Origin of the sequence: Sporosarcina sp. P13, assembly GCF_002743055.1 — a bacterium.
Lineage (GTDB): Bacteria > Bacillota > Bacilli > Bacillales_A > Planococcaceae > Sporosarcina.
Genome location: NZ_PDYM01000014.1, coordinates 1 through 25,650, shown reverse-complemented (window position 1 = coordinate 25,650; position 25,650 = coordinate 1). Strand labels below are relative to the sequence as shown.

The following is a 25,650-nucleotide window of genomic DNA, read 5'->3' as shown; positions in this document are numbered from 1 at the left end:
GGAGGATTGCGATGGTAGATTTGCTTATTATTATGTTCGAACGAGTCGGGATGATTGTGGCAGTCGCTTTCCTTCTGACTCGTTTTCGCTTTTTCCAAAACATGGTTCATCAAGATTTATTAGATCGTAGACAAGAACTCACAGCCATTTTGTTTTTCGGTTTGTTTGGTATTTTCGGGACCTATTTCGGTGTAGCGCTTGATATGCAGACGCTTCATTTTGAAAATATGTCGTGGCAATTGACTACCGATGAAGCGATTGCGAATTCTCGCGTCATTGGTGTCGTAGTTGCTGGATTACTTGGTGGCTATCGACTAGGAATCGGTGCGGGGTTGATTGCGGGAATTCATCGGATGTCTTTAGGTGGATTCACGGCGATTTCTTGTGGGGTTTCGACGATTATTTCCGGGTTTGTGGCGGGTTACTTCTATAAGAAGGGCAAGCATACGAGTCCGCTCGCTGCTTTCTTAATTGGTGCACTAGCTGAAGCACTGCAAATGTTGTTGATTTTATTTATTGCGGATCCATTCCCAAAAGCGCTTGCATTGGTTCAGACAATTGGTTTGCCGATGATTCTTGCTAATGGGTTAGGTACAGCATTGTTCATGCTCATCGCCTATAACGTCATTGGTGATCAAGAAAAGGCGACAGCACTGCAAGCGCAGAAATCATTGCGTATTGCCGATCAGACGCTTGGTTATTTACGGACAGGTATGAAACAGGAAACTGCGGAGGCAGTATGTAAAATCCTGCTCAATGAATTGCGTCCAGATGCGGTCGCGATGACGAATAAAACCGATATTCTGGCGTTTATTGGTCCTGCGGGTCGTGCCAGTGGACCTATTCAGTCAGAGATTACGCGACAAGTAATTGCGCAAGGTGAACTGGTTGTATCCGATGCGCTTGAGTTAGATTTGTACCACGCTTCATTTGGTGCGGTAGTCATTGCACCGTTGAAGACGCGGTCTGAAACGGTTGGGACGTTGAAACTGTATTATCCATCACGCCAAGCGATTACCGATGTAACGATTGAATTGATCGCAGGTCTCGCGGCACTGTTGAGTAATCAATTAGAAATTGCAGAAGCAGATCGTGCGTATCAGTTGGCGAAGGAAGCAGAAATCCAAGCGTTACAAGCACAAATTAGTCCGCATTTTTTATTTAATTCGATGAATATTATTATTTCACTGATCCGGACAAATCCCGATGAAGCGCGTAAACTATTATCTTCACTGTCCTACTTCTTGCGTCAAAATTTAGAAGGGACGACGGCGAAAATGGTGACGTTGCAGCAGGAACTCGCTCATGTCGAAGCGTACTTAATGATTGAAGAAGCCCGTTTCATTGATAAATTAAAGATCACTATCGATGCGGATCCGACGATTATGCGTGAGAAAATCCCGCCACTGACCCTTCAACCAATTGTAGAGAACGCGATTACACATGGCATTAAAGATCTAGCTACGAATGCCCTCGTCCATATTTCGATAAAAGATAGTGGGCAGGCGATTGAGATTACGGTGAAGGACAATGGGAAAGGGATTACTTCGGAGCGCTTGCCTTTAGTAGGTAATGAGCAAGTCGTATCTGAAAAAGGGACAGGATTAGGTTTGTTCAACGTCAATCGACGCTTGATTATGTCGTTTGATACGGGGATAGAGATTGAAAGTGCACCGGATGAAGGAACGACTATTTCGTTTCACATTCCGAAGTCGGAGGTTATGAATGATGAGTGAAATGATTCGTGCGTTAGTCGTAGATGACGAGCGTTATGCACGGGAAGAGTTGATCTATTTATTAGGCCAATTTAACGAGGTGAAGATTATCGGAGAAGCGGACTCTGGTGAAGCTGCGATTGTTAAAGCGATTCAGCTACAGCCGGATGTCGTGTTTCTTGATATTGAGATGCCGAAAGTGGATGGCATGGAAGTCGCAAAGTCGCTCGGTGCGCTAAAGAATGTACCGTTTATCGTTTTTGCGACAGCGTATCCACAATTCGCGGCAGAAGCCTTTCGCATTCACGCGACGGATTATCTACTCAAACCGTATGATGAAGAGCAATTGCGTCAAACGATTGCCCGCATAGGTACGCTACTGCAGCCGACCGAAACAAAACCGATGCGCATCGATCGCTTGCCGGTGGAGACAGAAGGAGAAATCCATTATGTGCCGATACAAGATATTTTATTTGTTCATCGGGAGGAAAAATGGACGAAAATTGTATCCCTTACGCGAGAGTACGAGACGAGAATGACGTTAAAGGAACTTGAAAGCAAACTTACTTCGTTTTCATTTTTCCGTATTCATAAAAGTATTTTAGTAAACTTAGCCTATATTATCCGCTTAACCCCTTGGTTTAACGGAGCCTATCAGCTCGAACTACTCAATCGTTCAGAACCGCTTCCAGTCAGTAGAAACTATGTCAAAGAATTGCGGCACCGTTTGGAAGGTTGACCGCTGCATGTTAGCAGTCTAGCAGTGCATCTTACTCTGCTATTTTGACATGTTGCGGGAAAACCTCATAGCGAACGAGTTATTCCCTTATAATGAGTGCAAGCGTTATCATTTTAAGGGGGGAATAAGCTGTGATTACATTTTTATTTTCTATCGTTTTATTAGTCGTAGGATATTTTACGTATGGCAAGTATATTGAAAAAATGTTCGGTGTGAAAGAACAACGTGCGACTCCGGCCTATACAAGCGGCGACGGAGTAGATTACGTGCCGATGAGCACAAGTAAAAACTCATTGATCCAGCTACTGAATATCGCGGGTGTCGGACCAATCTTTGGACCGATTATGGGTGCGTTATATGGTCCAGTCGCTTTCATTTGGATCGTCATTGGCGCGATCTTCGCAGGTGCGGTACATGACTATTTAACGGGCATGATCTCCATCCGAAACCGCGGTGCACATTTACCGGAACTCGCAGGAAAGTTTCTAGGGAAAGTGATGAAGCATATCGTCAATGCGTTTGCCCTTCTTTTATTAGTCTTAGTCGGTACGGTATTCGTGTCCGCTCCAGCTGGCCTTCTGTACAACTTAATGAACGGCTGGATGGCGATGGGTATTATTATAGCTCTTATTTTCATCTATTATATTTTAGCGACGTTGCTGCCGATTGATAAGATTATCGGACGCTTCTACCCAATCTTCGGTGCATTGCTTATTATTAGTGCGCTTGGAGTTGGCGGCATGATGGTAGTTACAGGTGCACCGATTCCTGAATTAACGTTTGCGAATCTACATCCTGATAAATTACCTATTTTCCCACTATTATTTTTAACGATTTCATGTGGTGCATTATCAGGCTTCCATGCGACACAGTCACCGATTATTTCTCGGACGACACAGAAAGAAAACCAAGGACGCAAAATCTTCTACGGCATGATGATTGCAGAAGCGATTGTTGCGATGATTTGGGCAGCTGCTGGTATGGCGTTATTCAATGGTCCAGTCGGTTTGAATGAATTACTTGCTGCGGGTGGTCCGGCATTGATCGTTAGCGAAGCGTCTACATTGATGCTAGGTGCTGTTGGTGGAACGTTAGCAGTTTTAGGTGTTATCATTCTACCTATCACATCTGGCGACACGGCATTCCGAAGTGCGCGGATGATTATCGCGGATTACATCAAGTATCCACAAGCGAAAGTTTTAAGTCGTTTATGGATTGCCCTTCCGATGTTCGCTATTTCGATTGCGTTGACACAAGTAGACTTCAACATGCTATGGAGATACTTCTCTTGGGCGAACCAATCAACAGCTGTCATTGCGTTATTCGTAGGTGCAATGTATCTATTCATTGCAGGCAAAAATTACTGGGTGGCTCTCATTCCTGGAACATTCATGCTGATGGCTACGACAACATATATATTGAATGCCGCGATTGGATTTGGTTTACCAATGAATGTATCCTATATCGGCGCAACCGTGATCTCGATTTTCTTAGTGACATTATTCTTCTTCGCCGCAGTGAAAGCTCGTGCTGCACAGATTCCATTGGAAGAAGATATTACCGGATGGGATTCTACTCGTACAATCTAAATAGCAATATGACTAACCCGTTGAGCGTGTAATCGTTCAACGGGATTTTTGTCGATTTTTACTGTAGATTTATGGTAGACTATGTATAGCATAGGATTCATTTCGTAATCCTTTAAAAATTACTTTAGTTCATAATATAAACTTAATACAATAAAAGTGTAATAATACAACTTTAGGGCAAGGGTGGTATATGAGTGAATAAACAACAGATCACTGATTTAGTGCTTCCGCGCTTAAAGTTAATCCGCACCGAAATGAACTATACGCAAGATCAGATGGCGGATAGTATAGGTGTGTCGAAAAAGACGTTGGTGCAGTTGGAAAAAGGGCGCCAAGAGTTGAGTTGGACAGTTACGGTGGCGATTTGTGCGATATATCGCGAAAGTGCGTTATTGCGTTCGGTTATGGGAGATGATCCGATTGAGTTAGTCGAGATGGCCGTGCATCCTGAGATTCATTCCGGGCGTATGCTTGTGGGTGGCGCGGTTACATGGTGGACAGATGTGGGGCAATGGCAACACTATAAGTTGCAGCAACACACAGCTGGCGGACATTATCGCATTGTTGGTGAAGGGAATCAGCGGTTATTTAGTACTGCGGATAAAGAAAAAGCCTTGCTAGAATTTAAGAAGTATATGGATATAATGATGTAGTTATTTGAAAATAGTTTGTGTTTTTTGGCTTTAAACCTGTTTTAAACCAAATAAAACCAGCTACTCTTTTTAGGAGTTAGCTGGTTTTTCGATCGTAAATACGTATTTCTGTGCGCTTGCGAAGATACCGTTCTTGAATGTCCGCTCTTCAAAATACACATCGTTGTTTTTGTCGATCGTAACAACGGTTGTGCAACGTGTGCCGTATTCCTCTGAAGCGATGAATATAGAAGACAGTAAACTCTCCAATTCACTGCCGACGCCAGTATCTGGTAGTTGCTCTGCGGGAAATGTTTCTGCGCGCTGCATGAAACTAAATAACACTTCTGGATCGACGGTTTCTGTTTGTTTCATATACGCGCGTAAAAGTGTCTTGGACTTTTCGACTTTGGGCCATGGCGTGTCGAGTAAGGCGTTGCACAGTCCGTGTATTCCTGGTGTGACTTGTTTGATCGATTGTTCGAGATTGGAGTAATAGAATAGCTCCTCGCTCGATCCTGCGAGTACGTTAAAACCTGTGTACTGCGCTTGGTTGGCGTGTAACTCTTCCATAAAGGTTTGCGGTGCGATGTCTGATTGTAGGAATGAAGAGACAATATGTCCGCGTGATTTTTCACCTTTAATCGGTAGCGTGAAGTCTCTGTAATTGGTTAGCGCGGCAATTTTCCCTTGTTTGTTGATGCCGAGCCATGTGCCTAGTTGTTCCAGGTCGCGTCCGGCTAGAATAGTAGGATCGTCAGACCAGAAGGCAGCAGGAGCTGTCGGGCGTTTGTATTCTTCGTCCCGATTCGCCATAAGGACGAGCTTATAGTTTGGGTGGTTTTGTAATTCAAAGGCTAGTAAGCACATCGTGAGCGCCTCGTTTCTATGTATTTTCACTAGTGTATCATGCGGTTTATCGTTAGGCGAGTACAGCGTGTTGGAGTTTCATACGGATTGCTAACTATAAGTATAAACAATTCATCGTCTTGTTTGTCTTTAATTAAACAAATTAACCCTTTGTTTGTTTCTCTATTGAAGATTCAAAATATACGGGGTATCATAGTAGATAACAAACAAACGAAAGTATATTTTGTTTATAAGTACCTACACTATACATAGGATGTGTAAACATGGAGACTCCGGAACGGTTTTGGGAAGCTACTTTGGATGAGTTAAAGCAAGGGTATATAGAAGAAAAAGATTCGTATCGTTGCTTATTATGCGACAAAGCGATTGAAAAAGGAATTATTTATCCGTATGAAAATGCTTTATATGAAGCGGAGCGGTTTGTGCGGGTCCATATTGAGCATACGCATCAATCCGTATTTTCTTATTTGATTGATTTGGATAAGAAGTTAACGGGGCTGACGGATCACCAAGGAGATTTACTGCGGCTCTTTTATCAAGGGAAAACGGATAAGGAAATTCAAGAGGAGTTAGAAATCGGCAGCGCGGTGACGGTTCGACATCATCGATTTGCGTTGAAGGAAAAAGAACGTCAGGCGAAGACGTTTTTAGCTATGATGGAATTGATTAAGAAGCGAGACGAGCAAACGTCGGCATTTTTAACGCCTCAAAAAGCCGCCCAGTTATTGCATGATGAATCGGGTCTAGAAGAAAATGAGAAACGTGAAATTATACAACGCTTTTTTCCGGACGGCGTGGCGGGACCGTTGAATGAATTTCCGGCAACAGAGAAACAACGATTGATCGTCATGCAGGAAATTGCCAAACGATTAAATGGCGAGATTACGTATAGCGAACGGGAAATCGAACAGCTTCTACAAACGGTTTATGCAGACGTCGATTTAGTGAAAAAGTCGTTAATTGAGTATGCCTTAGTCGGTCATACGCGCGACGGTAGTCAATATTGGTTGAAGTGATTCGTCATGTTTAGAAAATGAGCAGTTGGGAAGAGTAAGAGTAATCGCGAAAGGAGCGGAACTTTTATGTCTGCAAAAGAAACTGTACAGAAAATCTTGGATGAAAGTATGGTAGGAACGATGGCGACGGTGGACAATAATAAACCGTATAGCCGCTACATGACATTTATGAATGATGGCTTGACGTTGTATACGGCGACTAATAAAAAGACGGAAAAGGTCGATGAATTAAAAGACAATCCGCACACGCATATTCTACTTGGATATGAGGGCGAAGGATTCGGCGATGCATTTGTTGAGTATTCAGGCAGCGTTTCCATTTCTTCGGATGAAGGGTTGAAAAAGAAGATATGGAATGATCAGATGAAGCATTGGTTCGACGGTCCAGAAGATCCGAACTTAGTTATTTTGAAGATTGAACCACAGGCGATTCGGTTGATGAATAAAACAGGGCAACCGCCACAGGACATTTCATTGTAATCGCGGATATATTAAATAGGAACAGCCAAACGATTTTGTTTGGCTGTTTTTAGTTTGTAAGAAAAGGGCGGAGAGTCAAGGGTATGCCGCTTCGATTCATTATCGTGTTTTCCGGGGCTTAAAAGTGGCCAAGCGTAGTAATGATAAATTAAACGCATTTATTTAGCGATTGTTAGGTTAAGTGCGTTTATTATTTATTGAAAATAAAATATAGAGAGGGGTGTAAGAAACATTGTAGTGAAAAAAGTGGATCAGGCCGCTAAACGACTTGATTACAGTAGAGCTGAATTTCAATATTTATAAAGACCATTATTCGACAAGGCAAATATCGGATTGGAGCGATTAGCACGCCTGAGATTTATCAAACAATAATCGGGAGAAAATTTTACGAGGGTGATGTTGCCGAGTGTGTGTACTCTATAAAGCAAGTTGCACAAGAACTTCAGCTATTTGGATGAAAACGGTGACAAGGAGCCTATCCCCGTGTCACCGTTTAATACAGTGGTAAATATCCCCTGCCAGCTGAATGTTAAATAATTGCTGGCCATCTGTCAGATCGGTTGAAAGAATTTCTTCAATCCGTTTCAGGCGGTAGTTCAGCGTGTTTGTGTGGACGTGAAGGGCGAGGGCGGTTCGTTTGATGTTTTGGTTTTGACGAAAATAGGTAAGTAGTGTTTGCAGCAAGTCCCCTTTTCGGGCTTGTTCGTATTGAATGAGCGGGCCGATGACTTCATGGACGAAATCGAGCAGCTCTTCTTCTGAATTCCGTAAGATGAAGCGCTGGATGCCGAGGTCTGTGTAGGACAGGGCACGTTCTTCGAAATGGTAGTTTTTCATGAATGTGATGCATTTTTCAGCTTCTTTGAACGATTCGTGAGCGGCGGCAAGGTTTGGTTTCATTCTGCCGATGCCGATGGTGATGTCGAGTTCACTGTATGTTTTTTCGATTTCCTGCTGCAAGTGCAAGGCGAGTTGTTTAATGCTGCCTGCCGGGTTTGCTGCCTGCAGTTTGGTAGGGTAGGAGAATAAGGCGGCAAGCTTGTTTTGGTCGATGAGCGCAGCGCCTTGTGAGTTCTTTCCCAGAAAGTTTTTATTCGTCATATGGAGCAGGTTGTTGATGACGTTTTCGCTGATAGCTCCGCGCTGCAAGTTGTCTTTGTTTTCGACACTGACGCTGACGGCGATGTAGTTACGGTTCAAGTCGAATTGTAGATCTTTTGCCTGCTTCATTAATGTTTCATCGATTGCCTGACCGGATAAAATTTTTGTCACGAATTCGCCCTGGAGACGCTGCTGTGTTTCGTAGACAGCTAGTTTTTTGACGAGCTTGAGCGTGATAACCGTGCAGATGTGTTCAAGAACGTTGATACCGGCTTCCTCGATTGGGTCTTTTGAGATGATAATGAGCGTGCCGAGCGGCTTCTTTTTCGATTGCAGCGACAGCGCGATGAATTGATAGTTTTCGAGGCCTAGTGTGATTTCAGAGATGCTGTACGTGCTGTTGAGCGACTGGTCGTTCTGTTTCGCAAAGCATAGCAGTTCGCTTTTCATCTCTTCTGAAACAGGCGCGCGGCAGGCAGAAGCGGTCAGTTCGTCAAATTCATCGAATAAGAAAATATGCCCACCGATCGTTTTGTAAATATAATTGATAATGGACTGGATTCCTTCACCGTTGACGACGAGATTGGCGATGTTGCGCTGCGTTTCAATCGAGCGGGACAACAGTTGGACGGTCTTTTTCTCTTTATCATAAATATTCGATTTTTCCAGCGCGATGGCGGCTTGCTGCGCGATCGCCTCTAACAGTTGCATATCCTCTTTTTTGAAATGAAGCGATTTATCGAATGAATCAAGCGTAATGACACCGATGCACGTTCCTTTCAATAAAATCGGAGATGAAATGACCGAAGTGAAATGGAAACTATTAGAAATTGATTCGTCGAGCAGCGTCCGGTTGCAAGGAGTGAGTGTATCGAGCGCCTGTTTGATTTCTTCTTCGTTTTTAAACACTAACCCTTTTTCCGCTTGAAACGTCATGCCCGTCATAGATTCGCCGCTGCTTAATTCAATCGATTTAAAGATTTGCGGATAAAACAAGCCATGCGCGGATTTGGCCACCAGGCGCTGTTTCTGCTGGTCGAAAACCCAAATCGAACCGCCTCCTGCTGCGTCTACTGCGGAAATTGCTTCACCTATAATCAAATCGAAAATCGTTTCGATATCTAACGAAGAGTTAATGACGGTGGAAACATGTACAAGAGATTTGAGCTGCCTGCGAGTTAACGTGTCTTGCATAATCTATCATCCTAACTCTATAGTATTTTGTATTTTTTGTGTAAAACACACAAATTCTTTCGGAAAATTACACATAGAATTGAATTTTTATATTGTTTATCATTATAGGTGAGTTGGAAATAAAATGAAAGTGGGTCGTTTGAAAGTACATCGATAAATGAAGGCGTTTGCAATTTGAGTGTTGGCAGAACGATTTACGGCAATGACGGAATGTAAAAGAGGAATGGAGGGTATTGGATATGAATTTTGATTTGACGGATGAACAACAAATGGTGCGCAAGCTAGTTCGCGAGTTTGCGGAAGCGGAAGTGGCGCCGGGTGCGGATGAGCGTGATCGTACAGGGGAATTCCCGAAAGAGATTTTTGAAAAGTTTTCGGTGCTTGGCTTGATGGGGCTGCCTTTCCCGGAAGAGTACGGCGGTAGCGGAGCGGATACGACGAGTTTTGCGATCGTCACGGAAGAATTGAGCCGTGTCTGCGCATCGACAGGCATCACGTATTCTGCGCATATTTCTCTTGGCGGAGCGCCGCTTCATTTATTCGGCACACCGGAGCAAAAAGAGAAATATTTGACGCCGATTTGTACGGGCGAATCGTTCGGGGCGTTTGGATTGACGGAGCCGAATGCAGGATCGGATGCGGGAGGTACAGAAACGACAGCTGTTCTTGAAGGCGATGAGTGGGTCATTAACGGTTCGAAATGTTTCATTACGAATGCGAGCTATGCGAAACATCTTGCTGTGACGGCGATTACAGATCGATCGAAAGGAACGAACGGCATCAGCGCATTTATCGTGCCTACTGATGCACCAGGATTTACGGTCATCGCAAACTATGAAAAAATGGGACTTCATTCTTCTAACACGACGGAATTGATTTTGGAAAACGTCCGTGTGCCACAAGAAAATCTCCTCGGCGAAATTGGAAGCGGTTACAAACAGTTTTTAGCGACGCTTGACGGTGGACGGATCGGCATCGGCGCGATGGCTGTCGGCGTAGCGCAGGGTGCGTACGAGAAGGCGCTGAATTACGCGCAAGAGCGAAAGCAGTTCGGCAGAAGCATTTCGAACTTCCAGGCGATTCAGTTCAAACTCGCGGATATGGCGATGAATATCGAACTGGCACGCAATATGGTGTATAAAGCAGCGTGGCTGAAAGATCAAGACCGCCCATTCAAAAAAGAAGCGGCGTTTGCGAAATTATTCGCTTCTGAAATGTGCATGCGTGTCTGCGATCAAGCAGTGCAGATTCACGGTGGCTACGGCTATATTAAAGAATACCAAGTCGAGCGTTTCTTCCGCGATGCGAAACTTTTGGAAATCGGCGAAGGCACGTCCGAAGTCCAGCGGATGGTCATTGCGAAACAGATCGGCTGCTGATTTTTGAAAGGGTCTTCAATGAATTGACAAAGGGGCGATTGAATGGATATTGAACGAGTTTTACAAGTAGCGGCGAATAGTAAACTTATTTATCCTAGTGAAGAAAAGGCGCGCTCGACTTCGATCGGAAGCGCAGAAGTTTTCCAAGAACTTCTCCGGCAGTCTCAGGAAGATCCGGCTGCATTTTGGGATCAGCAGGCCCGTGAGCTCGAATGGTATGAACCGTGGACAGAGACAATCAGCGGCACGCTCCCTGATTTCAAGTTTTTCGTTGACGGCATTACGAATCCAAGTATCAATTTACTCGACCGGCATATACATAACGGTGCCGGTAACCGGACAGCGCTCATTTGGGAAAGCGAGAACGGCGATTCGAAGTTTTACACGTATTCTATGCTTCTTGCGGAAGTGAACCGTTTTTCCAATGTGCTTCGTTCATTCGGTGTGAAAAAAGGCGATTGTGTCGCAATTTATCTGCCGAACTTGGCGGAAGCGGTCATAGCGGTGCTCGCGTGTTTCCGTGTTGGGGCGATTTACAACGCAGTCTTTTCCGGCTATTCGGAGCATTCTTTGTCCGACCGGCTGGCTAGCTTTGAACCGAAAGTCATCGTCACAGCGGATGCGACAGTGCGCCGCGGCAAAGAAATCCGCTTGAAAGAAAAAGTCGATCAAGTGGCGTCATCTACTTCGTCAGTTGAAGCGGTCATAGTCGTCAATCGCATGGGTATTGATATTGATATGCAGGAAGGCCGCGATTATTGGTGGCATGAGCTGACGGAAAAAGCGAGCATCCATTGCGAACCGGAGCGCCTTGAAGCGAATGAAAGCGGCATCGTTTTCTATACGAGCGGGACGACGGGCAAGCCAAAAGGAATCGTGCATTCAGGGACGGCATTCGTCGTGCAGAACTATGTCTACGCAAAATACCATCTCGACCATCGCGATGACGACGTATTTTGGTGCACGGCGGATATCGGCTGGCTGACGATGCATATTTGGGGCATCGTCGGATCTCTTGCGAACGGCGTCACGACAGTCGTTTACGAAGGGGCGATCGATTATCCCGAGAAGACACGTTTTTATCAAATCATTGAAAAATACCGTGTCAATAAATTATTTACCGCTCCGACAGCGCTGCGCATGTTGAAAAGCATGGGACAGAAGCCGATCGAGCAGTTTGACTTATCATGCCTTGACGTAATCGCACTCGTCGGCGAGCCGTTCGATGCGGAGACGTGGCACTGGACATATGAAGTGCTCGGCAAGAAAAAAGTCTATATTAACAACACTTGGGGGCAGACCGAAACAGCCGGCTCGCCGATTGCAGGAGCAGCATGGCTGACACCGATGAAACCGGGCTCTTCCGGCACGCCGTTTTTAGGCGCTGTGTTCGATGTCGTCAATGAAGCCGGCGAATCCGTGAAAGCCGGGCAGCTCGGCAACTTGATCATAAAACAGCCGTTCCCGATGCTGTGCCGGACGATTTGGAGAGAGCCGGAACGTTACTATGGTTCATACTACAGCCAAGTCGGCGGCAGCTACTACGCAAGCGATCTCGCGCTGGTCGATGAAGATGGATATATTTGGGTAGTAGGCCGTTCCGACGATGCAATCAACGTCGCAGGCCACCGTTTGAGCACGATGGAAATGGAAAGCGCCGTACTCGAATGTGCAGGCGTAGCGGAATGTGCGGTCATTGGCGTGCCGGATGAAATTAAAGGAGAAGTGCCTTTCGTTTTCGTCCGCCTTTCTGAAAATGTAGCAGACGGGCAGGAAGTCGCAGAGCGGATTAAAGAAAACATCATCCGCCAGATCGGAAAAATTGCCCAGCCGAAAGAAATTGTCATAACCGACTCTCTGCCGAAAACGGTGAGCGGAAAAATTATGCGCCGCTTGATTAAAGAAATCGTTACGACAGGCAGTGTTGCGGGCGATGTGACGGGGCTTGAAGATCCGTCGACAGTTGCGGAACTTCAGAGCGCCGTGGAAGCGAAAACTGTGGGCAAATAAATGAACAGCGGAGCCGGTCTTTTTGCGGCCGGCCTCCTTTTTTCCTAACTTGAAGCACAAACGAAAGCTTGATTACATGATAAATTGAAAGGGTGAACATCATGTTTAAAAAGATTTTGATTGCGAACCGTGGGGAAATAGCGGCCCGTGTCATACGTACATGCAGGGCACTTGGCATTAAAACGGTCGGTGTCTATTCTGAAGCGGATGCGGAAGCTGTCCACGTCAAGCAGGCGGATGAAGCATATTTGCTCGGCGGACCGCGTGTAACGGAAAGTTATATGAAAATTGATAAAATTTTGGAAGCGGCGCATCAGTCGAAAGCAGAAGCAATCCACCCGGGCTATGGTCTGCTTTCTGAAAATGCCGAATTCGCGCGCCGCTGCGAAGAAGAAGGATTCGTGTTCATCGGGCCTCCGCCTGAAGTCATTTCTGAAATGGGCAGCAAAATTGCGTCGCGCAAGGCGATGGAAAAAGCCGGTGTTCCAGTCGTGCCGGGTGTCACCCGTTCGCTTGCGGACGCGGAAGAGGCGATCGAAGCGGCGGAAAGCATCGGCTATCCGGTTATGCTGAAAGCGTCTGCAGGCGGTGGCGGAATCGGTATGCAAGTCGTCTACAGCGCCGACGAAATCTGCAAAGCATTCGAAGGCAATCAAAAACGAGCGGCTGATTTCTTCGGCGACGGCGCGATGTATATTGAAAAATTCATCGAAAAGCCGCGCCATATCGAAATCCAGATTTTAGCGGACAATGAAGGAAATCTAGTGTACTTATGGGAGCGCGAATGTTCAATTCAACGCCGCCACCAAAAAGTCGTAGAAGAAGCACCGTCTTCATTCATTTCAGAAGAGACACGAAGAAAAATGGGTGAAGCGGCGGTTAAAGCGGCGAAGTCCATCGGCTATAAAAACGCCGGAACAATCGAGTTTTTAGTCGACGCAGATCAAAACTTCTATTTTCTTGAAATGAATACACGGCTACAAGTAGAGCACCCGATTACGGAAGAAATTACGGGGCTTGACTTAGTGAAAGAGCAGCTCGATATCGCAGCGGGGAAAACACTTTCATTTGCGCAGGAAGACGTCAAACGCGATGGGCACGCAATTGAAGTGCGGATTTACGCAGAAGATCCAAATACATTTTTCCCATCACCGGGGAAGATCACGAAACTGGAGCTACCGGAAGGACCGGGCATCCGCCACGAATTGGCTGTCCACGGCGAGTCGGTCGTCACACCGTTTTACGACCCGATGATCGCAAAACTCATCGTCAAAGGTAAAGACCGCGACGAAGCGATCGACCGGCTGCAGGAAGCGCTCTTGAACTACCATATCGAAGGCATCAAGACAAATATTCCGATGCTTCAGGAAGTAGCAGCGCATGAAGCATTCCGTTTTGGGGATACGACGACGGAATTCGTAGAAAAGTATTTGACGAAGAAAAAGAAAAAACACAAACAGACGAAATGACTTTGGGAGGAACTATTATGACAGAAATTACAGCAAGTATGGCAGGAAACGTTTGGAAAGTACTCGTGAAAGCAGGCGACGAGGTAGAAGAAGATCAAGACATCGCCATCTTGGAATCTATGAAAATGGAAATACCAATTGCTACTGATTTTGACGGCTTCATAAAAGAAGTAAAAGTGAACGAAGGCGAATTCGTCAACGAAGGAGACGTCATCGCAATCATTGAATAATTCCTGTAGAAGGAGATGAAACGATGAAATGGCCTGAAACGATTACGATTAAAGAAGTCGGACCGCGCGACGGACTGCAGAACGAAAAAATCTTCATTCCGACAGAAGACAAAATCGCTTGGATTAATGGGCTGTCTAAAAGCGGCCTGACATCGATTGAAGTGACGTCTTTCGTCAATCCGAAATGGATTCCAGCGCTTGCGGACGCGGGTGAAGTGATGGCAGGTATTCATCGGGAGCTGGGCGTCTGTTACTCGGCGCTCGTCCCGAACCGTCAAGGGCTTGAACGGGCTTTGGCGGCGGATATCGATGAAGCTTCGGTGTTCATGTCAGCGAGCGAAACACATAATTTGAAAAATATTAATAAAACAATTACGGATACACTGCCTGTATTAAAAGAAATTGTCCAAGACGCGAATGCGATAGGCAAGAAGACGAGAGGCTATGTGTCTACAGTGTTCGGCTGTCCATACGAAGGCGCGGTCGATACGGAAGCGGTCGTCCGCGTGTCGGAGTCGCTGTTTGACATGGGCATTGACGAATTGTCGCTGGGCGATACGATCGGTGTTGCGAATCCGCGGCAAGTCCAGGAAGTGCTTGACGTGCTACTGAAACGTTTTCCGGCAGACAAATTGGCAATGCATTTCCATGACACACGCGGGACGGCTTTAGCGAATGTCCTGGCGTCGCTTGATATGGGCATTACGGTGTTCGACAGTTCAGTTGGTGGGCTCGGCGGCTGTCCGTACGCACCGGGTGCTTCAGGCAACGCGGTGACAGACGATTTATTGTATATGCTGCACGGCATGGGCATTCATACCGGCGTCGATGAAGAGAAAATTTTAATGGCGTCCGCGTTTATTCAAGAAAAAATCGGCCAGGCGCTTCCAAGTAAAAGCTTGCAGGCTGCCGGTAAGCATGATCAGTGAAGGACGTGAGTGAATGGAGAATAAAGTGGTATTAAAGAGGCGCAGCGAAGGAATTGCGGTCATTTTATTGAATCGTCCGGAAGCGGCGAATGCATTGTCAGTCGAGATGCTGAACGGGCTTTACGATGCGCTGATGGAATGCCGCTACGACCGGGAAATCCGCGCTGTTATTATAACGGGCGCCGGTGAAAAAGCCTTTTGTGCGGGTGCTGATTTAAAAGAACGCGCAGGAATGAATCCGGTCGATGTGCGCAAGACGGTTTCATTGATCCGCCAGACGATTAACGGAATTGAATTACTGCCGCAGCCGGTCATCGCCGCAGTCAACGGCGTTGCGCTCGGCGGTGGGACAGAACTGGCGCTGGCATGCGACATCCGCATTGCAGCAGAGACGGCAACGTTCGGATTGACGGAAACTTCGCTCGGTATTATTCCGGGAGCTGGCGGTACGCAGCGTCTGCCAAGATTGATCGGCAAAGGACGGGCGAAAGAGCTTATTTTCACAGCGCGCAGAGTCAAAGCGGCAGAAGCATCGGAAATCGGGCTCGTTGAATACATTGTGGCGCCTGATCAGCTGATGGATAAAGCGCTTGCTGTCGCGGGACAAATCGCAGCGAACGGTCCGCTTGCTGTCGCGCAGGCGAAGTTCGCGATCGACCACGGCTATGACGTCAAATTGCATACAGGGCTCGCAATCGAACAGACTGCCTATGAAGTGACGATTCCATCAAAAGACCGGCTCGAAGGTCTGCAGGCATTCAAGGAAAAACGCAAGCCTGTATATACTGGCGAATGATGAATGATCATAAGGGAGGCAAGACTATGACAACGGATACGAAATCTTTGCAGCAAGCATTGAATGAAAGGGTAGTGCAGATTAAAAAAGGTGGCGCGCCGAAATACCAAGAGAAAAATGCGGAACAAGGGAAAATGTTCGTCAGAGACCGCTTGAAATTATTATTCGATTCAGATATTGAAATCGAAGACGGCCAATTCGCGAACTGCATGGTGGGCGATCTTCCTGCTGACGGTGTTGTAACAGGCATGGGGAAGATTAACGGCCAAGTTGTTTGTGTCATGGCGAATGATTCCACAATCAAAGCAGGCTCATGGGGCGCGCGAACAGTGGAAAAAATTATCCGCATCCAGGAAACCGCTGAAAAATTGAATGTGCCGCTCGTTTATTTAGTCGATTCGGCAGGCGCACGGATTACAGATCAAGTCGAAATGTTCCCGGGTCGTCGCGGTGCAGGGAAAATTTTCCATAACCAAGTGAAATTATCCGGCCGCATTCCGCAAATCTGCGTCTTGTTCGGCCCATCAGCCGCTGGCGGCGCGTATATCCCGGCGTTTTGCGATATCGTCATTATGGTCGACAAAAACGCTTCGATGTACCTTGGATCGCCGCGCATGGCGGAAATGGTTATCGGCGAAAAAGTAACGCTTGAAGAAATGGGCGGCGCGCGCATGCACTGCACAACTTCAGGATGCGGCGATGTGCTCGCGAAAAACGAAGAAGAAGCAATCGCAGCGGCGCGGAGATATTTATCGTATTTCCCGGCAAATTTCTCGGAAAAGCCGCCTGTACGTGATGCAGTGGGGCCGAAACAGCTGGATAAGGCACTGGAAGAAATTATTCCAAAAAATGAAAACGCTCCGTTTAATATGCACGACTTGATCAAAGGGATTATCGATGAAGATTCATTTTTTGAAATTAAGAAACTGTTTGCAGGCGAACTCATTACTGGCCTTGCGCGCATCGGCGGAAAAGCGGTCGGCATTATCGCGAACCAGCCGCGCGTTAAAGGTGGCGTGCTATTCCACGACTCTGCCGACAAGGCAGCAAAGTTCATCAACCTTTGCGACGCATTCCACATCCCGCTGCTGTTCTTAGTCGACGTGCCTGGATTCATGATCGGAACAAAAGTAGAACGCGCAGGCATCATCCGCCACGGGGCGAAAATGATTTTTGCGATGTCAGAAGCGACAGTGCCGAAAATTTCCGTCATCGTCCGCAAAGCATACGGCGCAGGGTTGTACGCCATGGCAGGCCCGGCATTTGAACCGGACACGTGTTTGGCGCTGCCAACCGCTTCCATCGCGGTCATGGGGCCGGACGCAGCTGTCAACGCGGTCTACTCAAACAAAATCGCCGCGCTACCTGAAGAAGAGCGCGCAGCTTATATTGAAAAGAAGCGAAACGAATACAACGAAGATATCGACATTTACCGTTTAGCTTCCGAAATGATTATCGACGGCATTGTCCCGGCAGACGCACTGCGCGATGAGCTGATTACTCGCTACGAAGCGTATGCGACGAAATATATCCAGTGTACAGACCGCAAGCATCCGGTTTATCCGGTGTGATAGAAGGTGACAGGCTCCCTGTCACCTTTTTTGTTGAGAGGGCCGAGGGAACGATTCCCGCGTCAACGTGAACTGAACCCCAAATGATAGACACTTTAAAAAGTGACTCCATTTGGGGTTTTTTATATGCCACGGCCTCAGATGATATTGCACAACTCGGATACAGCGCAACTAAAGGCTTGTTCAGAATTCAATGGAATGAGCTGATCCATTACGATTAGGTTTGTGCAGCTTTATTTATTATCATCAAGCGTATGCCTTCCGCAGATGATCCGCACGAGAAAAATGAAGGGGAAATTGTCTCGGAATATCAATAAGATGACCAAGGAAGACGGGTGTATTCAAATACGTCTCGTGGCGAAACGTAAAAATGTGTACTTCCCAATCGCATCCATTAGTTCAACAAGGTTTTACTATTTTTTCTAGTACAATAGGACCCGTTTTCTTTGTTACTGTATTGATTGTCCGAACTTTGATACGGGTAGGTCGCATCGTAGGAGAAATTTCATCCAAATTCCCAACCCAAGTAGTTTCCCCATAGTTAGTTATTGGGGACAAAGAGAAGGTCCAAGTTATTTCCTCGGGAATATATGCTAATACTTCATACCCATCATAATCCCCGAAACTAGATGGTTTTGGTAAATGAAGTGCGTGAACACTAAGACTTGTTCGTTCATCATTGAACTTTCTTTCAATAGTATAAATCAGCGCTACTCCTCTGGCATTTTTAGGTATATTTTTTGTTGGTTCAAGTATTGCTGAACAAGGTGGCAACTCATCAACTTTATTCTCGGAGTGTGGTTGTAAAGGAAGAATTACTAAAACGAAGATCAGGCTAAAGAGTAACTTTTTCATTTCTGATTCTCCTTAAATTTGTTAATATCATTATTCCCTAAAACACACTACTTATTATTTTTTCATCGTTTGTTATTTTGAAAAAACTTATTTCTTTATCTTCTTTAACCAACAAAAGTACAAAACAGACCACTCAATGGTAGAAAAACCATTCGTGGCCTGTTTTATACTGTCCTTTTTAAATTATCCATTTAGCAAGTAGAAAGATTCTACGCTATCATTTCTCTATTTATTTTCTGACAACGGGGATCCACATTTCACCATAAACTAAGCCGTCTTCCCGTCCCATCAGAACCGCTGCATTTGGACCGCCAACATAAGAAACATCCGTTACTTCCATCAGGACTTCACCAAAGGCAATGCCAGTCAGCTTGTTACTTAACTCTTCATCTGTATTCGCTTCCCCCTTAACAACGATGTATTCCCCTTTAGGAAACTGGATAAGTCTAGTTGCCTCTGGTAAAGATTTCTCCGTCATAACCCCAGCGTAATGCATCATCTTATTATTCACTGCTTCGTTAACAATAAACATGTAGTCATTTGTTGCAACGGTTTTTAGTTGATCGAACCTTCCATCTTGAGTAACGGTTTGCCAAAAGTCCGCTTTTTCTTTATTAATACCCGCTTGGTCTGTGTAATCGCTTTTAATCTCTAGTCCAAAACCTAACACAGTAAAACTGTCCTTTTCTTCTAAAGTATAGTTTGCCATTTCAAAATTCCTCCTTTTTTAACAAAAGACTTGTTTTTCTCTTGTTAAGTTTATGATAGCATTAAACCATGTCAAAAATTGATACTGTTTAGGAGGGGCCAATGAAAAAAGTTGAACGGATTAATACCATTATGCGGTATATCAATAACCGCTCTTTCTTTACAATCTCTGAAATAATGCAAGAATTTAACATCTCTCGTTCAACCGCTATTAGGGATATCCGGGAAATTGAAGCGATGGGGATGCCACTTCAAGCAGAGGTTGGAAGGGATGGGGGATATTCTGTCATGAATAACTCTGTCCTACCTTCTATTCGCTTTACTGATAATGAAGTTAAAGCGCTTTTTATTGCCTTTATGGCCTCAAGAAATCAACAACTACCCTATCTGAAAAGTCGGCAATCTTTATCCGAGAAATTACTAGGCCTTATCTCGGATAACCAACAAGATACCCTAGTTTTATTAAATCAACTCTTGCTTTTCGAAGGTACCAATCCCAATAATCCTGATTTACTTGATATGTCAGACCTTCCTCACCCTATGTTAGAAAAGCTAATCCAACTTTTTATTGTGGATCCCCATTTATTACTTACTGTCGAAGAAGGGATAGCAAGAAAGTCTTATCCAATGTATCTCTTGCAACTTTATCGTGAAAAAAGCATATGGCATATTGAAGGATTTGACTTAAAGAAAGAAAAGAGAAGAATGTTTCCTGTTGACCACCTCACCGACGTAAAACCATACTCCACAAAACAAAGAGTAAATCGAAAAATGGTCCTAGAAAGACTAAGTAAGCAAGTAGAGGCCATCAACCTTGTGATTGAATTTGGTCCAAAAGCCATTGCCCAATTCAAAAAATACCATCCTTTGAATTTTTCACTCTCCTATACGAATCCCTATCAAGCCACAGCCATTCTGGAGACTTTTATCCATGTTAATATGCCCGAAGAATTGAATGATATAACAAATTGGCTGCTATTCCTAGGAGAGGATATCAAATTCACAAAGGTGCCGGAAGAAGTCTTAGAAAATCTAAGGGAGAGGTTATTCTTCTACCGCCACTAAATTAGCAGTGACTTAACGTTCATTTAATGAACACTTCATAATTATTCATATTTTAGTAATGAAAAAACTCCAGAGTGGCATGCTATTGAATGTAAATGAAATACCTATATGCGAATAAATGCAGGTATCCTTTATAATAGTAGAATAGTAATAGCTCTAACGAGAAGAAAACATTTCTTCTCGTTAGGGCTTTTTCCTATGATTCTTGTCCCACAAAGCCGTCTTCCGATAAGATAAGAGGAATAGTAAAGAAATTATAAACTTTCAAGAAACGAAACGATTACATGATACATTATGAATACAGGAGGCGTTCACCATGGCGGCACGTTTATTAGTAGTAGAGGATGATCCTGAAATTGCTCGTGTGATCCAAGATATGTTGCGTGCGGAAGGGTATGAAGTTACTTGGGCCACAACGGGTCTAGAAGGGTGGGAAGATTTCCAGCAAGGGAGTTATGATTTGGTGCTTGTGGATTTAATGCTTCCTGAAATGGATGGTTTTACATTATGCAAAAATATTCGCTGGGAAAGTGATTTGCCGATTATTATCATCAGTGCGAGAAGAGAAGACCGAGATAAAGTTGAAGGATTACAGCTCGGTGCAGATGACTATGTCGAAAAACCGTTTAGTTTAGTCGAGTTAAGTGCCCGCATTCAATCGCAACTTAGAAGATGGAAGCGATATAATGGCAATGATTCTATTGTCGACAATAAAACGGCATACACAGAGGAATTAACAATCTTTTGGGATCAGCAAAAAGTACTGAAGGCAGAAAAAGAGATTAAGCTCACAACCACAGAGTTTGACTTGTTGAAGGTGCTTGCGCGTAACTCGGAACGAATTTTCTCCAAGAAGGAATTGTATGAACATGTATGGAATCAAGTGGATGCTGATGATGCGCATACGGTGACAGTTCATATCAAATCGCTACGAAGTAAACTAGGAGATCCTGTGAAAGCCCCACTTTTCATTCAGACGGTGTGGGGAACAGGCTATCGATTTATCGGAGAACGTCTATGAAACTGAAAACGTGGTTACTATCTTCTTATTTACTCGTCATGATTTTGCCGCTACTCCTGGCGTATCTATTATTCGCCTGGATCAATGACTACAATGAAGATCAGAAAGTGAAAGAGTTTTTTACGACGGCTGTTGAGATGAAGAATATTCAACGGGTGTTGGATGATCCGTCGCTCTATGAAATCAGTGGGACACGTGAGGAGTTGGAGCGTCTTGTAAATGATAAGGTTTCGATTCAGCTGTTTAATCAAAGTGGATTGGTGCTATATTCCTCAAATCCTGTACAGACCGCGACGCTTCCTATTAATCGGGAAGTGCTCTATGAAGATTTGTATGCATTGCGTCAGGAATTCCGTTCACACCGCTACAAAGCGCCCGTATTTGAGAAAAATAAGCTAATCGGATTTTATCAGGTTGAACTGGCTCGTGAGGGGTGGGTGCAAGCTGTATCCAAGAGGACATCGTGGACACTAGTTGGCTTTGCCGCGTTACTAATCTGCCTGTATGTCGCGGTTGCGCTATTCGTAAATCGAAAAGTAAACCGTAGATTGACGAGTTTACAAAACGATATGACGGCTTTTGCGCAAGGACGGCACACTGTCAAAGAACGAGCAACGAGTCCGGATGAAATCGGTCAGCTACAGTCCCATTTTTATGACATGCAGCAGAGCATACTCGAAGCGAGAAAACGGATTGACCGGGAGCAACAGGAAAAAGAATATATGATTGCGGCGATTTCCCATGATTTAAAAACACCGCTCACGTCCATTCGTGCTTATGCTGAATCGCTGGAATTAAATGAACAGCTGACGAGTGAGGAAAGAAGTGAGTATCATCAAGTCATCATGGAAAAGTCGAATTTTATGAAACAAATGCTGGATGATTTGCTGACGTTCACGCTTCTCCAGTCGCCTGCTTATGAAATGAAATGCACCGAAGTAGATGGCAGTGAATTTTTCGACATGCTCGTTTCGGGTTATGAACCTTTATGCCAGAAGAAACGAATTCAACTTGCAACAACAACGAATGTCACGGGCGAGTACGCAGTGAATCCGAAACAGATTATGCGTGTAGTCGATAATCTGATGACCAATGCGATTTATCATACCGAAACAAACGGGCGGATTTGGCTCGCGGCTTTATCTGCACTAGATGTGGATTGGCTATACGATTTCGTACAATCTGCTTATACGTTTCATTTTGAACGAAACGTCTACGTCATCGTGCAAAATGAAGGGGAAGGGATTGCGGACGACCAGATTCCTTTGATCTTCAATCCGCTCTACCAAGCTGATGAAGCAAGGAGTAAACAAACTGCACACGGTACGGGCCTTGGGTTAAGTATCGCGAAACAACTAATGGAAAAACATCACGGAGACGTACAGTTATTTTCTAAAGAGTCAGTGGGCACATGTGTTATTTGCCGGTTACCGAAAGTTCTATAAAACTAGAAAGAGGTTGAGAGTTATGAATAGTCGAAAGAAATGGATGAGTGGAGTAGCGATTGCCTTTCTATCGCTAGGGTTGGCCGCGTGTTCAACAGAAGACAATCAGTATTCACCGGAACAAGTGATCAATAACGCGATGAAAGAAACGGAAGAACCGTTGTCCTATTACGGGGAAGCGACGATGATTGTAGATGAAGAGGAACTTCATTTCAAAGAATGGCGCACGAAAGATGGGAAATTCAAAATGGATATGGATGGTGGTATCGCAGAAGCACGCGGAGTGACAGTCAATGATGGTCAGACGATGACGATGTATCAAGAAAGTATGAATCAAGCGCTCGTCAGTGAAGATGGAGAAATGCTGGCGGCTATGGCACCTTCACCAAAGGAACAAGCCAAACAATTATTGAAGATCATCGGCGATACGCACACGATTTCAATTGACGACGAAGAAAAAATCGCAGGTCGTACAGCCTATCACCTCGTAGCGAAGGCCGATGAAAAAGATACATTATTCGGCGATCAGGAACTATGTGTGGATAAGGAGAATTGGTTTGTCTTAAAATCTATTTCTACCTCGGGAGACGACAGAATCGCTATAGAGTATACAAAAATTGAATTTGGGAAAGAGTTCCCGGATGATACGTTTACGATAGAACTTCCAGAAGGTGTTGAGATTCAAAACTTGGATGAAATGAATCAATCAACCGAAGTATCTATAGAAGAAGCTGCACAACATGTCGGTCAACCTGTACTTTACTTCACGGAAGAACAAGGAAGGAAAATAGAATTGGTCGAAATGAATGACTTAACAGATGCGCTAGATCGCGTGGAGATTACTATAAACTATGTGAAAGATGATGCACCACTGTTGTCTCTTTCATTCTTTAAAACACCGACGGATCTAGATGATTCGGATTCAAAGATGCCAGGTGAAAAGGCGGTTGAGATTCGCGGAGTGGAAGGGGCTACGATTGAAATGGCAGGGTTCCGAAGTTTGTTTTGGCAGGAAGATGGCTTGAGCTATTCTATTTTGCTGAATGATCCGGAAGTGACGTTTGAAGAAGTGACTGAATGGGCTAGTGCTATGGAATTGGTGGAGTGATATCTAACGGTTGTGTCTACTATTTAGTGGATACAACCGTTTTAGTTTGGGTTCAAGTTACTTGATCATGACAACAAAATTTCAAAATTCGTGTATTCTACCCCAAAGCTTCAACGTATATTTGTCTTTTATCTCCTCGAATTTCCATTGATTACACAGCTGATTATCGGGTATACTATTCACAAGAACACTTGTTCTAACGAAGGGTGGAAGGCATATGAAACAGTTGCCGAATAGACAGATTGCGTGTTTGGACATGCGGAGTTTTTACGCGAGTTGTGCAGCCGCGATGGAAGGGCTTGATGTGATGGAGACACCCATTGCGATTATTGGGGATCTTGAACGCAAAGGTGGTGTAGTGCTTGCGGCTTCACCGCCACTGAAAGAGAAATTTGGCATCAAGACGGGCATGCGACTATACGAAATCCCGGACGATCCAAGCATTCATTTAATTGAGCCGAAAATGCAGTTTTATATAGATGTCTCGATGGAGTTGACGAAGCTACTGAATCGCTACGTACCGAAAGAAGCGATTCACGTCTACAGCATCGACGAAAGCTTTGTGGATTTTACAGGAACGGAAAAGTTATGGGGACCTTTGGAACAGACGATTTACCGCATACAGGACGAACTTTATCGGCAGTTTCAGTTGCGCTCGGCTTGTGGAATAGGGCCGAATATGTTGCTGTCGAAACTGGCACTTGATTTGGAAGCGAAGAAAACAGGCATAGCGCATTGGACGTATGAAGATGTTCCCGAAAAACTGTGGCCTGTTTCGCCCCTTCGAAAAATGTGGGGCATTGGACGGAAAGTGGAGCGGACATTAGAAGATATGGGAATTTATTCAGTAGGCGATATCGCGCATGCTTCACTTGAGCGACTGGAGAAAAAGTTTGGCGTGATGGGCAATCAGCTATATTATCATGCGCATGGCATCGATTACTCTACGCTTGGATCTGTCTTAATCGATGGTCAGGTCAGTTATGGCAAAGGGCAGACGTTGCTTCGTGACTATGTAACGACTGATGAAATTCTGGCAGTTGTTCTTGAAATGTGCGAAGATGCGGCGATGCGTGCGCGTTTGGCGAAAAAGAGAGCACGGACGATTCAGCTGTCGTTTGGCTATTCGAAGCATGTGCACGGTGGCGGATTTCAGCGTAGAAAGACAATCCCCGAAGCGACGAATGAAACATTGGCGATCTATCGTGTGTGCTTGGAATTATTTGAGACGTTTCATGACGGGCGGCCGGTTCGCCACATTTCCGTTAATCTTTCCAATTTGGAAGAAGCGAACAGTTTCCAGTTGAATCTATTTGAACCAACAGACTGGAAACAACAGAAACTCGGTCAAGTAATGGATGAACTTCGCCAAACGTATGGTTCTACCGCTATTTTGCGTGCAGTTTCCCTTACACGTGGCGGAACCGCTGCGAGACGAAGCAAGTTAATCGGTGGACATTATAAATAGGCTTTGTTAGATGATATTTTGATAAAAGATTAAATAAGAAAAAAGGACCTGAAAATAAGTCCTTTTTTCGCCAATCTCCTTCATCTAGTGTCCACTTTAGTTGATGAAGGCTGTTCAATAATCGCACCCGTTAACGGGATAGTGGTTCTAAGCCGTTGATCTGCGCTGCAGCCGGACGCGTTCCGGAGGGCGGGCGGTGAACCACACTCCTCGCTTCGCTCGCTAGGTGTTTCACCTGTCCCGCTGATCCTCCCGGAGTC

Annotated in this window: 22 protein-coding genes; 18 read left to right on the top strand and 4 right to left on the bottom strand. The window is 45.0% G+C overall.

Annotated elements, in window-relative coordinates; translation table 11 throughout:
- Positions 1–11 precede the first annotated feature (11 nt).
- The 4 genes from CSV79_RS08440 (at position 12) to CSV79_RS08425 (ending at position 4,696) form a co-directional block, all read left to right on the top strand.
- A complete protein-coding gene (locus CSV79_RS08440; RefSeq protein ID WP_099688609.1) occupies positions 12–1,736 on the top strand; it encodes a sensor histidine kinase in 1,725 nt (574 codons plus the stop codon).
- Positions 1,729–2,454, top strand: coding sequence for a LytR/AlgR family response regulator transcription factor (locus tag CSV79_RS08435; RefSeq protein ID WP_099688608.1), 726 nt, complete (start codon positions 1,729–1,731; stop codon positions 2,452–2,454). Before CSV79_RS08440 ends, CSV79_RS08435 begins: the two co-directional genes overlap by 8 nt.
- A gap of 131 nt (positions 2,455–2,585) precedes the next feature.
- Entirely contained in the window at positions 2,586–4,043 is a 1,458-nt protein-coding gene (locus CSV79_RS08430) for a carbon starvation CstA family protein (RefSeq protein ID WP_099688607.1), read from the top strand.
- Between the two features lie 194 nt (positions 4,044–4,237).
- The gene (locus CSV79_RS08425; RefSeq protein WP_099688606.1) at positions 4,238–4,696 is read left to right on the top strand and encodes a helix-turn-helix transcriptional regulator; all 459 of its coding nucleotides are present in this window, start codon (positions 4,238–4,240) and stop codon (positions 4,694–4,696) included.
- 69 nt (positions 4,697–4,765) lie between these two features.
- On the opposite strand, the gene CSV79_RS08420 is transcribed toward CSV79_RS08425, so the two are convergent.
- Positions 4,766–5,545, bottom strand: coding sequence for an NRDE family protein (locus CSV79_RS08420; protein ID WP_099688605.1), 780 nt, complete (start codon positions 5,543–5,545; stop codon positions 4,766–4,768).
- 263 nt (positions 5,546–5,808) lie between these two features.
- Here CSV79_RS08420 and CSV79_RS08415 point away from each other — a divergent pair, with 263 nt between their 5' ends.
- Both CSV79_RS08415 and CSV79_RS08410 read left to right on the top strand, forming a co-directional pair.
- Positions 5,809–6,561 carry a DUF2087 domain-containing protein gene (locus CSV79_RS08415; RefSeq protein WP_099688604.1) on the top strand — a complete coding sequence of 251 codons (753 nt, stop codon included), beginning with the start codon at positions 5,809–5,811 and terminating at the stop codon, positions 6,559–6,561.
- 66 nt (positions 6,562–6,627) lie between these two features.
- On the top strand, positions 6,628–7,041 hold the full coding sequence (locus CSV79_RS08410; protein ID WP_099688603.1) for a pyridoxamine 5'-phosphate oxidase family protein: 414 nt from the start codon (positions 6,628–6,630) through the stop codon (positions 7,039–7,041).
- A gap of 486 nt (positions 7,042–7,527) precedes the next feature.
- On the opposite strand, the gene CSV79_RS08405 is transcribed toward CSV79_RS08410, so the two are convergent.
- The gene (locus CSV79_RS08405) at positions 7,528–9,336 is read right to left on the bottom strand and encodes a helix-turn-helix domain-containing protein (RefSeq protein ID WP_099688602.1); all 1,809 of its coding nucleotides are present in this window, start codon (positions 9,334–9,336) and stop codon (positions 7,528–7,530) included.
- Positions 9,337–9,575: 239 nt separating this feature from the next.
- Here CSV79_RS08405 and CSV79_RS08400 point away from each other — a divergent pair, with 239 nt between their 5' ends.
- The 7 genes from CSV79_RS08400 to CSV79_RS08370 all read left to right on the top strand — a co-directional run bounded on the left by CSV79_RS08400 (position 9,576) and on the right by CSV79_RS08370 (position 17,720).
- Complete coding sequence (locus CSV79_RS08400) at positions 9,576–10,715, top strand: acyl-CoA dehydrogenase (RefSeq protein ID WP_099688601.1); 1,140 nt, start codon at positions 9,576–9,578, stop codon at positions 10,713–10,715.
- Positions 10,716–10,757: 42 nt separating this feature from the next.
- Entirely contained in the window at positions 10,758–12,725 is a 1,968-nt protein-coding gene (gene acs, locus CSV79_RS08395) for an acetate--CoA ligase (RefSeq protein WP_099688600.1), read from the top strand.
- A gap of 101 nt (positions 12,726–12,826) precedes the next feature.
- Entirely contained in the window at positions 12,827–14,194 is a 1,368-nt protein-coding gene (locus tag CSV79_RS08390; RefSeq protein WP_099688599.1) for an acetyl-CoA carboxylase biotin carboxylase subunit, read from the top strand.
- Between the two features lie 17 nt (positions 14,195–14,211).
- Positions 14,212–14,424: an acetyl-CoA carboxylase biotin carboxyl carrier protein subunit gene (locus CSV79_RS08385; RefSeq protein ID WP_199171893.1), complete on the top strand. Its 213-nt coding sequence runs from the start codon at positions 14,212–14,214 to the stop codon at positions 14,422–14,424.
- Positions 14,425–14,447: 23 nt separating this feature from the next.
- Positions 14,448–15,353 (top strand): hydroxymethylglutaryl-CoA lyase, encoded by a 906-nt coding sequence (locus CSV79_RS08380; RefSeq protein WP_099688597.1) that lies wholly within the window; start codon positions 14,448–14,450, stop codon positions 15,351–15,353.
- A gap of 13 nt (positions 15,354–15,366) precedes the next feature.
- Positions 15,367–16,149 carry an enoyl-CoA hydratase gene (locus tag CSV79_RS08375; protein WP_099688596.1) on the top strand — a complete coding sequence of 261 codons (783 nt, stop codon included), beginning with the start codon at positions 15,367–15,369 and terminating at the stop codon, positions 16,147–16,149.
- A 26-nt stretch (positions 16,150–16,175) separates the two neighbouring features.
- The gene (locus tag CSV79_RS08370) at positions 16,176–17,720 is read left to right on the top strand and encodes an acyl-CoA carboxylase subunit beta (protein WP_099688595.1); all 1,545 of its coding nucleotides are present in this window, start codon (positions 16,176–16,178) and stop codon (positions 17,718–17,720) included.
- Between the two features lie 399 nt (positions 17,721–18,119).
- On the opposite strand, the gene CSV79_RS08360 is transcribed toward CSV79_RS08370, so the two are convergent.
- Together CSV79_RS08360 and CSV79_RS08355 are read right to left on the bottom strand one after the other, a co-directional pair.
- Positions 18,120–18,575: a YoqH family protein gene (locus tag CSV79_RS08360; protein ID WP_099688594.1), complete on the bottom strand. Its 456-nt coding sequence runs from the start codon at positions 18,573–18,575 to the stop codon at positions 18,120–18,122.
- Positions 18,576–18,804: 229 nt separating this feature from the next.
- Entirely contained in the window at positions 18,805–19,284 is a 480-nt protein-coding gene (locus tag CSV79_RS08355) for a GyrI-like domain-containing protein (protein WP_099688593.1), read from the bottom strand.
- A gap of 101 nt (positions 19,285–19,385) precedes the next feature.
- On the opposite strand from CSV79_RS08355, the gene CSV79_RS08350 reads away from it, so the two are divergent.
- The 5 genes from CSV79_RS08350 (at position 19,386) to CSV79_RS08330 (ending at position 25,390) form a co-directional block, all read left to right on the top strand.
- Complete coding sequence (locus CSV79_RS08350) at positions 19,386–20,348, top strand: helix-turn-helix transcriptional regulator (RefSeq protein WP_099688592.1); 963 nt, start codon at positions 19,386–19,388, stop codon at positions 20,346–20,348.
- 316 nt (positions 20,349–20,664) lie between these two features.
- Positions 20,665–21,369, top strand: coding sequence for a response regulator transcription factor (locus CSV79_RS08345; RefSeq protein ID WP_099688591.1), 705 nt, complete (start codon positions 20,665–20,667; stop codon positions 21,367–21,369).
- Positions 21,366–22,814 carry a sensor histidine kinase gene (locus tag CSV79_RS08340; RefSeq protein ID WP_099688590.1) on the top strand — a complete coding sequence of 483 codons (1,449 nt, stop codon included), beginning with the start codon at positions 21,366–21,368 and terminating at the stop codon, positions 22,812–22,814. The genes CSV79_RS08345 and CSV79_RS08340 overlap by 4 nt, the downstream gene beginning before the upstream one ends.
- Before the next feature lie 22 nt (positions 22,815–22,836).
- On the top strand, positions 22,837–23,922 hold the full coding sequence (locus CSV79_RS08335; RefSeq protein WP_099688589.1) for a LolA family protein: 1,086 nt from the start codon (positions 22,837–22,839) through the stop codon (positions 23,920–23,922).
- A 217-nt stretch (positions 23,923–24,139) separates the two neighbouring features.
- Complete coding sequence (locus CSV79_RS08330) at positions 24,140–25,390, top strand: Y-family DNA polymerase (RefSeq protein ID WP_099688588.1); 1,251 nt, start codon at positions 24,140–24,142, stop codon at positions 25,388–25,390.
- The last annotated feature ends 260 nt before the right edge of the window (positions 25,391–25,650 follow it).

Excerpts from the sequence above, each read along its gene's own strand:
- CSV79_RS08440 (WP_099688609.1), top strand. The coding sequence starts at position 12 with ATGGTAGATTTGCTTATTATTATGTTCGAACGAGTCGGGATGATTGTG.
- CSV79_RS08435 (WP_099688608.1), top strand. The coding sequence starts at position 1,729 with ATGAGTGAAATGATTCGTGCGTTAGTCGTAGATGACGAGCGTTATGCA.
- CSV79_RS08420 (WP_099688605.1), bottom strand. The coding sequence starts at position 5,545 with ATGTGCTTACTAGCCTTTGAATTACAAAACCACCCAAACTATAAGCTC.
- CSV79_RS08415 (WP_099688604.1), top strand. The coding sequence starts at position 5,809 with ATGGAGACTCCGGAACGGTTTTGGGAAGCTACTTTGGATGAGTTAAAG.
- CSV79_RS08410 (WP_099688603.1), top strand. The coding sequence starts at position 6,628 with ATGTCTGCAAAAGAAACTGTACAGAAAATCTTGGATGAAAGTATGGTA.
- CSV79_RS08405 (WP_099688602.1), bottom strand. The coding sequence starts at position 9,336 with ATGCAAGACACGTTAACTCGCAGGCAGCTCAAATCTCTTGTACATGTT.
- CSV79_RS08400 (WP_099688601.1), top strand. The coding sequence starts at position 9,576 with ATGAATTTTGATTTGACGGATGAACAACAAATGGTGCGCAAGCTAGTT.
- acs (WP_099688600.1), top strand. The coding sequence starts at position 10,758 with ATGGATATTGAACGAGTTTTACAAGTAGCGGCGAATAGTAAACTTATT.
- CSV79_RS08390 (WP_099688599.1), top strand. The coding sequence starts at position 12,827 with ATGTTTAAAAAGATTTTGATTGCGAACCGTGGGGAAATAGCGGCCCGT.
- CSV79_RS08385 (WP_199171893.1), top strand. The coding sequence starts at position 14,212 with ATGACAGAAATTACAGCAAGTATGGCAGGAAACGTTTGGAAAGTACTC.
- CSV79_RS08380 (WP_099688597.1), top strand. The coding sequence starts at position 14,448 with ATGAAATGGCCTGAAACGATTACGATTAAAGAAGTCGGACCGCGCGAC.
- CSV79_RS08375 (WP_099688596.1), top strand. The coding sequence starts at position 15,367 with ATGGAGAATAAAGTGGTATTAAAGAGGCGCAGCGAAGGAATTGCGGTC.
- CSV79_RS08370 (WP_099688595.1), top strand. The coding sequence starts at position 16,176 with ATGACAACGGATACGAAATCTTTGCAGCAAGCATTGAATGAAAGGGTA.
- CSV79_RS08360 (WP_099688594.1), bottom strand. The coding sequence starts at position 18,575 with ATGAAAAAGTTACTCTTTAGCCTGATCTTCGTTTTAGTAATTCTTCCT.
- CSV79_RS08355 (WP_099688593.1), bottom strand. The coding sequence starts at position 19,284 with ATGGCAAACTATACTTTAGAAGAAAAGGACAGTTTTACTGTGTTAGGT.
- CSV79_RS08350 (WP_099688592.1), top strand. The coding sequence starts at position 19,386 with ATGAAAAAAGTTGAACGGATTAATACCATTATGCGGTATATCAATAAC.
- CSV79_RS08345 (WP_099688591.1), top strand. The coding sequence starts at position 20,665 with ATGGCGGCACGTTTATTAGTAGTAGAGGATGATCCTGAAATTGCTCGT.
- CSV79_RS08340 (WP_099688590.1), top strand. The coding sequence starts at position 21,366 with ATGAAACTGAAAACGTGGTTACTATCTTCTTATTTACTCGTCATGATT.
- CSV79_RS08335 (WP_099688589.1), top strand. The coding sequence starts at position 22,837 with ATGAATAGTCGAAAGAAATGGATGAGTGGAGTAGCGATTGCCTTTCTA.
- CSV79_RS08330 (WP_099688588.1), top strand. The coding sequence starts at position 24,140 with ATGAAACAGTTGCCGAATAGACAGATTGCGTGTTTGGACATGCGGAGT.